The organism is Streptomyces olivaceoviridis, from assembly GCF_014650115.1.
Classification (GTDB): Bacteria; Actinomycetota; Actinomycetes; order Streptomycetales; family Streptomycetaceae; genus Streptomyces; species Streptomyces olivaceoviridis.
Genome location: NZ_BMUI01000071.1, coordinates 1 through 9351 on the forward strand (window position 1 = coordinate 1; position 9351 = coordinate 9351).

The 9351-nt window shown below is 67.5% G+C and carries 7 protein-coding genes and 2 pseudogenes; 1 reads left to right on the top strand and 8 read right to left on the bottom strand.

The annotated features are described in order from the left end of the window. Positions 1-23: 23 nt before the first annotated feature. The 3 genes from IE273_RS42595 to IE273_RS42605 all read right to left on the bottom strand — a co-directional run bounded on the left by IE273_RS42595 (position 24) and on the right by IE273_RS42605 (position 2517). The gene (locus tag IE273_RS42595; RefSeq protein WP_189820479.1) at positions 24-644 is read right to left on the bottom strand and encodes a hypothetical protein; all 621 of its coding nucleotides are present in this window, start codon (positions 642-644) and stop codon (positions 24-26) included. Beyond that, positions 641-1366, bottom strand: a complete 726-nt coding sequence (locus IE273_RS42600) for a TnsA-like heteromeric transposase endonuclease subunit (protein WP_308437093.1) — start codon at positions 1364-1366, stop codon at positions 641-643. The genes IE273_RS42595 and IE273_RS42600 overlap by 4 nt, the downstream gene beginning before the upstream one ends. A gap of 173 nt (positions 1367-1539) precedes the next feature. Further along, positions 1540-2517: a DNA-binding protein gene (locus tag IE273_RS42605; RefSeq protein WP_229888135.1), complete on the bottom strand. Its 978-nt coding sequence runs from the start codon at positions 2515-2517 to the stop codon at positions 1540-1542. A gap of 538 nt (positions 2518-3055) precedes the next feature. Here IE273_RS42605 and IE273_RS42610 point away from each other — a divergent pair. Continuing rightward, a complete protein-coding gene (locus tag IE273_RS42610; protein WP_189820480.1) occupies positions 3056-3490 on the top strand; it encodes a DUF6228 family protein in 435 nt (144 codons plus the stop codon). A gap of 38 nt (positions 3491-3528) precedes the next feature. Here the strand turns inward: IE273_RS42610 and IE273_RS42615 are convergent. The 5 genes and pseudogenes from IE273_RS42615 to IE273_RS42635 all read right to left on the bottom strand — a co-directional run. Next, a pseudogene (locus IE273_RS42615) lies at positions 3529-3777 on the bottom strand (ATP-binding protein); the annotation flags it as partial. 115 nt (positions 3778-3892) lie between these two features. Further along, the gene (gene ltrA, locus IE273_RS42620; protein ID WP_229888136.1) at positions 3893-5167 is read right to left on the bottom strand and encodes a group II intron reverse transcriptase/maturase; all 1275 of its coding nucleotides are present in this window, start codon (positions 5165-5167) and stop codon (positions 3893-3895) included. A gap of 811 nt (positions 5168-5978) precedes the next feature. Then, positions 5979-6524 (bottom strand): annotated as a pseudogene (locus tag IE273_RS42625) (ATP-binding protein); the annotation flags it as partial. Positions 6525-6538: 14 nt separating this feature from the next. Continuing rightward, positions 6539-8104 (bottom strand): IS21 family transposase, encoded by a 1566-nt coding sequence (istA, locus tag IE273_RS42630; RefSeq protein ID WP_229888137.1) that lies wholly within the window; start codon positions 8102-8104, stop codon positions 6539-6541. Between the two features lie 285 nt (positions 8105-8389). Beyond that, on the bottom strand, positions 8390-8896 hold the full coding sequence (locus tag IE273_RS42635; protein WP_189820481.1) for a hypothetical protein: 507 nt from the start codon (positions 8894-8896) through the stop codon (positions 8390-8392). Positions 8897-9351 lie beyond the last annotated feature (455 nt).

The window sequence follows — 9351 nt, forward strand, 5'->3', positions numbered from 1 at the left end:
AGCATCGCCTGCACCCTCATCTGCTACCGCAGACTCACCAAATGAGATGACCTCTTAAACGTCCCCTTGGAACGCCCCCGTTGGCGCCGCACCGCCTCCAACACCGCAGCCACAACCCGCTCATCCGCGCGCCCGGTCGGGCTCGTCGGCCGCCGCTTACGCCCGTCGACCAGCCCCCACAGCCCACCCTCGCGGTAGCGGGCCCGCATCCGCCGCACCGTGGCCACACTCACCCCCGCCCAGCCCAGCGCCGTCAGCTCCTCGACCTTGGCCCGCTCCCGCTCGGCCAGCGACCATTGCCCGGGATCGAACCGTGGCCGCGGCACGCCCCTGCTCCCAGGGCCCTCGGGCAGGCCGTACTCGACCTCGCGGATGTGCCGCTGCCAGGCCAGCGCACGCTCCCGCTCGGCGACGTCGAGGCCCTCGAACAGGCCCCACTGCGGCGCCCCAGGGGGCGTGCGGTCCCCAACGACGCGAAAGCCGGGGTCGGCACACAGATGTGCCGCCAGGACCGATGCCGTCCTCCCGTCCTCGTCGACCAGCCGCACCGTCTGCCCGACCAGAGCGACGATCTGCCACACAGTGCCGTCGAATTCGACATGCGCCCCGGCCTCGGCACGCCACCCACCCGATGCCCCCGTCATCGTTCCCGCTCTCCATCGCTCGCACGCTGGACCATCACCCGCTCGTGCAGTGGTATATCCAGCACTGCCTCAAGCCGTCCCGCCCACAGTGCGTGATAGACGACCGGCAAGATCTGCAGCGGATCCCCGACCGCGACCACCCCCTCGATCAGCGGCCGAGGCTGCGTGAAGGCGCCCAAGACCGCCTCCTCCAGGCCCCCGGCCCCGCGGTAGCGCGGATGCCGGTAGCCCGCCAACCACCGCACATTCGCCGCCATCACCGCATCGGGCGGAGCAAGCCGCAGATACCTCCACCCCATCAGCGCACACACCACCTCCAGCACCGTCTGGGCCCGCTGCGCCCGTACCCCACCCGCACCCTCCACGCCGGGGCAGTCGGCCAGCAGCCCACTCCCGTCCGCGTACCGGGCGAACATCTGCGGCACCCAGGACCGCACCCGGCTGCGCTCATCGCGCCATACCAACCGCACCGGCCGCCCCGACAACCCCACGACCTGCCGGTCCCGGTCCAGCAGCATCAACTGCGCCCGCATGGCCGCCGACCCGTGCGCCACATGCCGGCCCATCGTGGCCGACCACCACCAGCCCGGCCCCCACCGCCTACCGGGCACGACCGGGAACGCGGCCACCGGCGGAGCATGCTCAAAACGCACCTCGGTCGCGGCCGTGATCCAGGGCATCTGCCTCAGAAGCCCCGCCTCATCCACGAACACCGCCTGCACGCGCCTCGCATCGCCGTGTAGCCCCACATCAGCACCCAAGAACAGCCCCCGCAACGACGGAACTAAATTCCGACCGCCTCACCCCAACGAGCGAACGCGCCCTACCGATCAACCAGAAACCGCGACCCCCAAGCATCCACCGACCCTGACCTCGCCCCCGGCAGCACTCCGGCCTACTGCCCGTCCGCACCCCGGTACGTCCCAAGAATCTCCGCGGCCTCATCCGGCGACAGCCGAGCCCAGCGAGCGACGTCCTCCAGCCCCACTCCGGCGTTCACCGCAGCGGCCATGATCTGCACCAATGCCTGGTCGAGGAGTTCGGTGCCACGGCTGAGGGTCTCCAGCAGATACCGGGCTGCATCAGCGGTCGGCCCGACCTGCGCGCCGCGCAGGAGCATTACCTGCTCTTCGGCTTCACCGAGGAGGTTGGTGATCAGGAAACGCTGTTCGGCAGGCACCGCAGCACGCCAGTTCGTGCCTGAGCCGGGCGCCTTCTTCTCCCCGGCCCATACCCGCAGTTGTGCGGCCATGCTGGCGGGCTGAAGCTCCTGCCGCACCCACCACAGGTTCTCGTCGAACCGCGCATACGGCCCAGACCGACCCTCGGGATGACGACGCAGACGGATAACGGTCCCCATCCAGGCGATCAAAGGTCCGCCGTAGTCGGTCGCGGCCAGCGGACCCAGCCACGGCCGGCCCACGCGCTCGCCCAGAGCCCGGCAGAACGCCCCGTCGGCGGGCAGCGGCCGCGGCCGCTCCTCCCCGCTGTCGGCCCACACCAGCTGCGCCATGGCAGGGTCCAGGACCGCGTCCGCGACGGCGACCACTTCGGGGAAGATGACCGCATCGCGGCCCACGATCCGCCACCGCTCCAGCTCCCCGCCCGCGTTGCCGCCGGCGACCTGGTGCAGCCGCCGCGGCCACACCTTCTCCTCCTCCCAGTACAAGGCCTGCTCCCACCACCGGGCCACGACCGCATAAGCCAGCGCGAACACCCGCTCCGGCTCTACCCCGCTGCGCACCGCCCGCCGCGCCACACCCGCCACCCGCCGCTGCGCCGCGACCACCTCCGGCAGGCTCCGCAGGTCCAGATGCTCCAGCTCCTGGTCGGCGTCCGCGTCCAGCTGCCACCGCCCGTGCCGTACGCACACCCGCTCCCACCGCGCCGCGTACCACACCCACCTCACAGGCACACCCGTCCGACGCGCAGCACACAAGCGACAGCCAAACGCCACGGGCCCCGCTACCGCACCACCCACACGCCACACAGCCGCTGGCTTCCCGGCACCCCCGCCCTCCAACGCGGCATCCCCGTGCTCCCAAGAGGGCAATGCTCGTGCCATCACCGCGCCGTCGACACCGCACAAGCCCGCCAGCACCTGCCGTCCCGCCGCGTTCAGCACCACTTCGGCATCAGCCCTCGCGCCCCCGCCCGGATGACCGGGCCGCGAGCCGTGCCACTGCCACTGCGAGCGCAGCGCCGTCTCCGGCACTCCGTAGCGACCCGCGACGCGACAGATCATGGAGAACGTCGTCTTGGCTGCGTAGGTCAGAACGAAGAGCACTTGTCGGTGGGAGTTGGGAACATCTGATGGCTTCTGGCCTCCGAATGTTGATGAGAAGTAGCAGCGATCCCGGGCCACGGAAAAGTGATGTCGTCAACGTGTTGACGTCCGTATCCTTCGGCGGGTGAGTCTGATCGAGGTGGGTCCCGGGCAGGTCGAGCTCGTCGTGCGGGGGCCGGGGGCGCTGGCGACTTCTGTCCGGTTGTTCGACTGGTCGCGTGCGGATGAGTACGAGACCGTCTTCGCGGTGGAGGCCGTTGCTGATGGTGTGCGTGCACGGCTCGAGAACGTGACCGTCACCGTCTGGGATGACCTGAGCGAGTTCTTCGATGGCCTCGCGCGAGACTTCCGTGGCTGGGAGGGGGAGCGGGTCTGGATCAACAACCACCTGGTCGTGACGGCGACCTTCGGCTCGGGTGGTCATGTGTATCTGGACTGGACGCTTCGGTCCGGCTTCTTTCCCGGTGACTGGAAGTGCACGGTGACGACCGTGATCGAAGCCGGTGAAGGGATGACGGCTGTAGCTGCGGACCTGCGGGAATTTCTGCGCCAGGGGTAGGTAGCCCACGTCGCCCTGCAGGCACTTTTGCGTCCGGTTCAGCCGACGGCCTGCTGCTCAGCGCGGGCGCGGGTGGTGGCGAGACGGTAGGAGTCAGTGCCGGTCTCGATGATGTTGCCGCCGAAGGTGAGGCGGTCGACGATGGCCGCGCAGAGGCGGGGGTCGGTGAAGGTCTTGGTCCAACCGCTGAAGGACTCGTTGGAGGCGATGGCGACGCTGTTCTTCTCCTCGCGTTCGGTCAGGACCTGGAAGAGGAGTTCGGCGCCGCGGCGGTCGAGTTCCATGTGTTGGGTCGGGGACGGGACGCCGTGCACCGTTTCCAGTGCCGGTTTTCCCGTCCCCGCCCGCCGAACCGGACGTGCCCGTTGGCCGAGCATCCGGCTCTCCACGTGATCCGCTGGATCAGGCGAGGTATTCGCTGACCTGGCCGACGAAGGCCACATCGTCGTGGTTCGTCCGGCGGAAGCGTGCTCCGTCGGGATCGACCTCGTCGATGTTGTAAGGCGTGCTGATCTGCGCTCCACGAAACGTGTATCGCTGGACCCGCATCTTCGCCGGGTTGTAGAGGACGATTCCGCCCTCGGTGATGCGGTCCGCCCCGTAGTAGCGGCGCCGCAACTGTTTCCAGGTCAGGCGGGGGTGTTTGTAGCGAATCCAGAGAATCAGCCTCCACCAGGCGTACCAGCCGAGGTAGGAGAACGTTCTTTTGGATGCGCCGTAGCGGAAATAGGCAGCCCAGCCCCGAAGGACCGGGTTCACCGACCGCAGCACCTCCTCCAACGAGAGCGACGTCGTACTTCGCCCCGTCAGTTTCTTGATCTTGTGCATCACCGACGCCAAGGCGGGCTTGGACGGGATGGTGAGCACGACGCGACGGCCATCGCCGAAGGGCCTTCGCTGGATGTGGAAGCCCAGGAAGACGAAGCCGTCGTCGATGTGGGTGATGTGGGTCTTCTCGACCGAGAGGGTCATCTTCAGCCTGCGGGCCAGCAGTTCACCGATCTCCGCCTTGAGCGCTTCGGCCTCGGACTTGGTGCCGTGCACCAGCACGACAAAGTCGTCAGCGTAACGCACCAGGCGGAAGTTCGGCCGCCCCATCCGGCGTCGATACTGACGACGCCATGGCGGGGTCATCTCCCTGTCCCAGATCCGCGAGAAATGCCGGTCCAGGACGGAGAGATAGATGTTGGCCAGCAGCGGAGAGGCGACTCCTCCTTGCGGAGTGCCCGTGAGGGTCTCCGCGAATCCACCGTGCAGTTCGACAACCCCGGCCCGCAGAAACGCGCTGACCAGCCGCAAGACCTTGCGGTCCTTGATGCGTTCGGCCACCAGGTCCATCAGGACGTGATGGTCGACGTTGTCGAAGCAAGCCTTGATGTCGCCCTCGATGACCCAGTCGTAGGTCGACGGCTTGCGCGTGAAGCGGTGGATCTCGGCGATGGCATCCTGAGCCCGACGCCCAGGCCGATACCCGTAACTGGACGGGTAGAAATCGGCCTCGAAAATCGGTTCCAGGACCAGCTTGAGGGCCATCTGCGCGACGCGGTCCCGCAGGGTCGGGATGCCCAGGTAACGCACTTTGCCGTTCTTCTTGGGAATTACCGCCTGCTTGACCGGCAGCGCAGTGAAGGACCCGTCCTTGAGCGAAGAGCGAAGCTCCTCCAGGAACGGAATCACTACCTGCTGTCCTGGCACCTCGGTTGCCGGACACCCGCTCCCAGGCCACCACCAAAGTGGCCCGGTCGCAGATCAAGTTGAATACATCATCGAACCGGCGATCCGGCTCGTTCCTTGCCCATCGGTGCAGCTTGATCTGATGATCGAGTACCCGCCGCGCGGCCGTCATACTGCCCGGCCAAAGCGGCGGCGCGTCGTTATTCAACAACGTTCCTCCCCGACAGCAGTCCTGCTGCCATCACGCTGTCGCCCTTCCCCATGCGACCGGCTTTCCCGGCCTCCGAGTACTACGGCGACTCCGCCACGACCTGGCTTCATCAGCGGGCATTGCGCCTGCCCGCCGCCCGGCCGGCTGCCGGACGGGAAGGGCGATGCCAGATCGCTTCCCACGTTCACTGAGGATCTCTGTGACGGCGTCGGTGCCCAGCTATACCCCGGCAGCATCGCCACGGACCGCACATCGCAGTCTTGGTCCGGGCCTCCCGGCGCCCATAGGCTAAAGACGCCGGAAGAGGAGAGGCCATCGGATAGAGCACTCTCCAGCACTGCAAAGCGGCCCATCCACCAGATTCGGCAGGCCGCTGACGACTCACGGGACGTCAACCACTGGTTCAGTTTCCTTGCCCCCATTCCGTCTTCGCTTGCGGGCACGAACCGTCTGGTGGTGTCGGTCCGCCCCTACGTTGTCGAGGCTGCTCCCGGCCTCACCCCCAACCCGGGGTTCGGCCTGCCTCCAGCTTCAACCGGTCCCTGCGAGGACCGGCGGCGGGCCTCTCATCCCGCGAGATCCATCAGCGCCTCGTGGCGCACAGCCGAGTTCGTCGATGCAGAGCAGGTCGACGCGGCCGTAGCGGGCGATGGTCTTGGTCAGCTGTTTCTCGTCGGCGGCTTCGACCAGCTCGTTGACCAGCTTGGTCGCCAGGACGTACTTGACTCGGTAGCCGGCCATGGCGGCCTCGGTGCCCAGTGCGATCAGCAGGTGAGACTTGCCCGTGCCGGAGTCGCCGATGAGGCAGAGGGGCAGGCCCTTCTTGATCCATTCGCACTTGGCGAGGGTGTGGATCATGGCTGCGTCGATGTTGGGGTTGGCCTCGAAGTCGAACTTCCGCAGCGACTTGTCGCGGGGGAAGCCTGCCGCCTTGATGCGGCGCTCGGAGCGGCGGCGGGCCCGGTCGTCGCACTCGGCCAGGAGGAGCTCGGCGAGGAAGCCGAGGTAGGACATCTGCTCACGGCTCGCTGTCTCGGCGAGGTCGGGGAACTGGGAGCGGATGGTGGGCAGCCGGAGCATGCGGCATGCCTGGTCGACGGCGGTGGTGGCGGCCTGCTCGGTGAGTCCTCGCTGGCGGGGAAGAGCCACGGCGTTCTCCTCTTTCATTGGGTGGGGTGGTCGGGTCGGCGGAGCCGCAGGAGCTGGTCGTAGGGGGCGACGGAGGGCAGGGGCCGCTTGTCGGGTGGCAGGTTGGCCCTGACGGCCGCGGGCAGCGGGGCGATGGCGGTCTGGCTGGTGGTGGAGGGCGGCTGCGGGGGTTCTTCGGGTCCGGTGTCGGCGTCGGCTGCCTTGCGGGCTTCGAGAGCGACGGCATCGGCGGTGAGTGCACCGGTCTTCAGGGCTGCGGCGGAGCCGGTGACGAGGTGTTCGTGGGGCAGGTGGCGGCTGAGGAGGAGGACTTCGATCAGGGCCCGGGTGCCGTCGCGTTCACCGTGGGCTTTGACGGCGGCTTCCCACCAGGCGTCGTGCATGGGGGTGAACCGGCCGGCTGCCCGGGCCTGGTCGAGGGCGGTGGCGCCGGGCAGGGCGCCGGGCTTGCGGATCAGCGCCTCCAGGTAGTGGTCGAGTTCGAGGCGGGATCCATTGCGGGCGATGAGCCACTCGTGGCGGGCGACTTCCTCGCGGCCGTCGTAGACCAGGAGTTCGGAGGCGTGGAGCATGACGCGGACGGTGCGGCCGATCAGCCGCACCGGCACCGAGTAGCGGTTCATCCGGACGCAGATCTGGCTGTAGCGGTCGACTCGCGGGGTGGACAGCCTGCCGGTCTCGAACGGCTCCTCCGGCAGTGGCGCGAGCAGCGGCTGCTCGGCCGCGAAGTACTCGCCGATCGTGCGCGGGCGGGAGCGGATGCGGCGGGCGTCGTCCTCCTGGTCCCACCGGTCGATCATCGCGTTGAGCTCGGCGAGCGTGTCCACTTCGGGGACGGGGACGAGGTGGTTGCGGCGGAACCAGCCGATCTGGCCCTCGACGCCGCCCTTCTCGTGGGCGCCGCGCAGGCCGGGCTGGCAGTAGAGGGCGTCGATGCCGTAGTGGGAGCGGAAGGCGGTCCAGCGTTCGGCTTCGATCCTGCGGCGGGAGAGGCCCAGCACCTGGGCGACGGCGGCTCTAAGGTTGTCGTAGCGGACCTTCCCGGTCGGCACTCCGCCCAGCACGTTGAGAGCGTGGACGTGGCCCTCGAAGAACGCTTCCTGCCCGGCCGAGGCGAAGATGCGGTGGACGTCCTTGCCCGAGTACGACAGCCGGAACGCGAACAGGTAGCAGGTCACCAGCTCGCCGGCCAGCTTCACCGTGACGTCACCGAAGTCCACCTCGGCCTCCGCTCCGGGCCTGTGGGTCTGCGGGACGAACGCGTCCACCACCCCCTTGCCGGCCTGGAGACGGATCTCCTCACGGCGGGCGGCGACATAGGCGCGGACCATCTGGTAGGAGACGTCGACGGCTTCATGCTCGTCCAGGAGCCGGTCGTAGATCCGCTTGACCGTGTGGCGCTGCTTTCGCGGCGCGGTCAGGTCCGTCTTCAGGATGGCGTCGATCACCGGCTTGTAGGGGTCCAGGCAGGTTGCCCGTGGTCTCATCTTCTTGCGCGGCTCCGGCAGGGCCGAGATCAGAGCCCTCTGCACAGTGTTGAAGCCGACGCCGTACTTCCGCATGAGCGCACGCGTCGACATGCCCGTCCTGGCATCACGGCGGATCGCCGCGTACAGATCGACCTTGGACTTCGGCAGCACCCGGGCCCCCTCGTCGTGCAGAGCACAACCAGGGTCCCGAAGCAAGCGCCCGGGCGTTCTCGAAACTCAGCGACATCACTCTCCCGTGGAACCGAGCGTTCCCGCCGCTGAGCATCAGGCGTTCCTGAAACTCACCTACAAAGCCAGTCGTCTCACCACGCAACGGCGCCACACGGAAGACCCCTGGGCCCCAAGCGTCCTCACGACTGCTCCAAGACCTGCTCACTAGGTCGTCGCCTCCTGCTCCCCGACCGATGTCTGCCCTGGCACGCGCCAGTGCGCGGGGGCTTGGGCGAGGAGCCGTTGCCGCTCCCGCTCATCGAGGCCCTGCCCTCGACGAGCCGGCGGAGTGGTTCGTGGACCGACGCACTCACCTCGCCGTGGAGGCGGCCCGGTCCGCCCCAGCTCGCTGCGCACCCAACTCACCTCCGTGTAAGCGGAGTTGTCCTCGAAGCTGAGCAGCCAGTGCCCGCCGTCCACAGCGCAGGCCGCAACCGCGTCGAGAAGCCCCTGCGCGACGACCGCAGGCAACGTGGAATCGGAGTACCGCCGCCGCTCCTCGTCTGCCAGTCCCTCATTGCGATATGGGACACGGGCACGGATTTTCAAGGGTTCACGCTCTCCAGTCACCTTGACCTGGAGATAACGAGGTTCACTGTCGTCCATGCCCTTAATAGTGTCGGCGGTGAAGATCTTGTCACCGATCCGTACCCACACATCCTTCTTCGACATATGATTCATGGTGGCACGGAAACAAGGTCCTTGAGGCAGCATCAAAGTAATCCCAGAACTTTGAAGTTGACGTACCGTTCACTCAGAAAGGTGCAACAGGAGCGCCCTGAGAACCGACCACAAGAGGCGCCAGGGGTGTGTCGGAGAGAGATTCAGCACCTCAGACGGGTCATCAGGTCGGCTTCGGTGCGCTCTTGTACCGCAGTCCCTACTGGTTTTATGGTGGCGTCCTGACAGAGGATAAAGACCGCAGAGCCGGGGAGATTTAAAGCCGATGTACGGTACCTGTATTGACGGCCTGTCAAGGATCCGGAGGAGAGCGGAAGGCACCCGGAACCCTCCCCGTAGCCAGCCGCAGGGATTCGCGGAGCGAATCCCTTTCAGGCCCGAATCGCGGAGCGAATTCGGGCCCCTGCCAACGGAGTTGGCAGGGAATTCCGGCGGAGCCGGAATTC